The 2,242-nt window shown below is 69.9% G+C and carries 3 protein-coding genes; all 3 read left to right on the top strand.

Annotated elements, in window-relative coordinates; all coding sequences use genetic code 11:
* The coding region (locus tag X803_RS22545) for a hypothetical protein (protein WP_216699051.1) at positions 1-196 on the top strand (196 nt) is incomplete at its 5' end.
* A complete protein-coding gene (gene rsmA, locus X803_RS0109965) occupies positions 197-1,075 on the top strand; it encodes a 16S rRNA (adenine(1518)-N(6)/adenine(1519)-N(6))-dimethyltransferase RsmA (protein ID WP_026545026.1) in 879 nt (292 codons plus the stop codon).
* 242 nt (positions 1,076-1,317) lie between these two features.
* The gene (gene rsmA / locus X803_RS0109960; RefSeq protein ID WP_026545026.1) at positions 1,318-2,196 is read left to right on the top strand and encodes a 16S rRNA (adenine(1518)-N(6)/adenine(1519)-N(6))-dimethyltransferase RsmA; all 879 of its coding nucleotides are present in this window, start codon (positions 1,318-1,320) and stop codon (positions 2,194-2,196) included.
* Positions 2,197-2,242 lie beyond the last annotated feature (46 nt).

Raw genomic sequence — 2,242 nt, 5'->3', positions numbered from 1 at the left:
GGGGGCGCTGCTGTGTTTCCGGCCGGGTTCGCGTCCCGATCTGCTCACCTTTGACCACTTCCGCGACCAGCTGCAGCCCACCAGAACACCGACGACGACGGCGGCCGGCACCGAAAACGGAGCAGACCGGAACGATTCCGCTCGCCGGAGTCCACCGGCGGGGCTGTCGGTAGTGCAGCCCCGCTACGATGGCTAGGTGAACGACAAGGCGCGCCCCTCCCCACCCCAGGCCCTGCTCGGTGCAACCGAGATCCGCCGGCTGGCCGAGGAACTGGGCATCCGTCCCACCAAGACGCTGGGCCAGAACTTCGTCATCGACGGCAACACCATCCGCCGGATCGTGGCTGCCGCAAACGTCGACCCCGCCGAGACGGTCCTCGAGGTTGGTCCAGGCCTCGGTTCGCTGACCCTCGGGCTGCTGGACGCCGCGGAGCGCGTGGTGGCCGTCGAAATCGACCCGGTGCTGGCTGAACGCCTGCCGCAGACCATCGCGCAGTGGCGCCCGGAACGTGCCGCGTCCTGCGACGTGGTGCAGGGTGACGCGATGCGCGTGACCGAGCTCCCCGCCGAACCCACCGCGCTGGTGGCCAACCTCCCGTACAACGTGGCCGTCCCCGTGGTGCTGCATCTGCTGGCGCATTTCCCCTCGCTGCGCCACGGGCTCGTGATGGTGCAGGATGAGGTTGCGGACCGCCTCGCGGCACCTCCGGGCTCCAAGGTGTACGGCGTGCCGTCCGTGAAGGCCCAGTGGTACGGGCGGATGCGGAAGGCCGGCGTCATCGGCATGAACGTGTTCTGGCCGGCGCCGAAGATCGCCTCCGGTCTGGTGGCGTTCGAGCGGCATGATCAGCCGCAGACCACGGCGTCCCGCGAAGAGGTGTTCGCGGTCATCGACGCCGCATTCGCGCAGCGGCGCAAAACGCTCCGCGCGGCGCTGGCCGGCTGGGCCGGCAACGGGGTGCTCGCCGAGCAGGCGCTGAGCCGGGCCGGCGTGGACCCCTCAGCTCGCGGTGAGGTGCTCGACATCCACGCGTTTGCCCGCATCGCCGAGGCCAAGCAGCTTCCGCTGGCCTAGGTTTAAGCACAGCACGGCGGCCTCCCGAAGGAGGCCGCCGTGACTGAAGTGCGCTGCTGTGTTTCCGGCCGGGTTCGCGTCCCGATCTGCTCACCTTTGACCACTTCCGCGACCAGCTGCAGCCCACCAGAACACCGACGACGACGGCGGCCGGCACCGAAAACGGAGCAGACCGGAACGATTCCGCTCGCCGGAGTCCACCGGCGGGGCTGTCGGTAGTGCAGCCCCGCTACGATGGCTAGGTGAACGACAAGGCGCGCCCCTCCCCACCCCAGGCCCTGCTCGGTGCAACCGAGATCCGCCGGCTGGCCGAGGAACTGGGCATCCGTCCCACCAAGACGCTGGGCCAGAACTTCGTCATCGACGGCAACACCATCCGCCGGATCGTGGCTGCCGCAAACGTCGACCCCGCCGAGACGGTCCTCGAGGTTGGTCCAGGCCTCGGTTCGCTGACCCTCGGGCTGCTGGACGCCGCGGAGCGCGTGGTGGCCGTCGAAATCGACCCGGTGCTGGCTGAACGCCTGCCGCAGACCATCGCGCAGTGGCGCCCGGAACGTGCCGCGTCCTGCGACGTGGTGCAGGGTGACGCGATGCGCGTGACCGAGCTCCCCGCCGAACCCACCGCGCTGGTGGCCAACCTCCCGTACAACGTGGCCGTCCCCGTGGTGCTGCATCTGCTGGCGCATTTCCCCTCGCTGCGCCACGGGCTCGTGATGGTGCAGGATGAGGTTGCGGACCGCCTCGCGGCACCTCCGGGCTCCAAGGTGTACGGCGTGCCGTCCGTGAAGGCCCAGTGGTACGGGCGGATGCGGAAGGCCGGCGTCATCGGCATGAACGTGTTCTGGCCGGCGCCGAAGATCGCCTCCGGTCTGGTGGCGTTCGAGCGGCATGATCAGCCGCAGACCACGGCGTCCCGCGAAGAGGTGTTCGCGGTCATCGACGCCGCATTCGCGCAGCGGCGCAAAACGCTCCGCGCGGCGCTGGCCGGCTGGGCCGGCAACGGGGTGCTCGCCGAGCAGGCGCTGAGCCGGGCCGGCGTGGACCCCTCAGCTCGCGGTGAGGTGCTCGACATCCACGCGTTTGCCCGCATCGCCGAGGCCAAGCAGCTTCCGCTGGCCTAGGTTTAAGCACAGCACGGCGGCCTCCCGAAGGAAGCCGCCGTGACTG

Origin of the sequence: Arthrobacter sp. 35/47 (assembly GCF_000520475.1) — a bacterium.
GTDB lineage: Bacteria > Actinomycetota > Actinomycetes > Actinomycetales > Micrococcaceae > Arthrobacter_D > Arthrobacter_D subterraneus.
The sequence above is the reverse complement of the archived record's forward strand: the minus strand, read 5'-3'. Positions and strand labels throughout refer to the sequence as shown.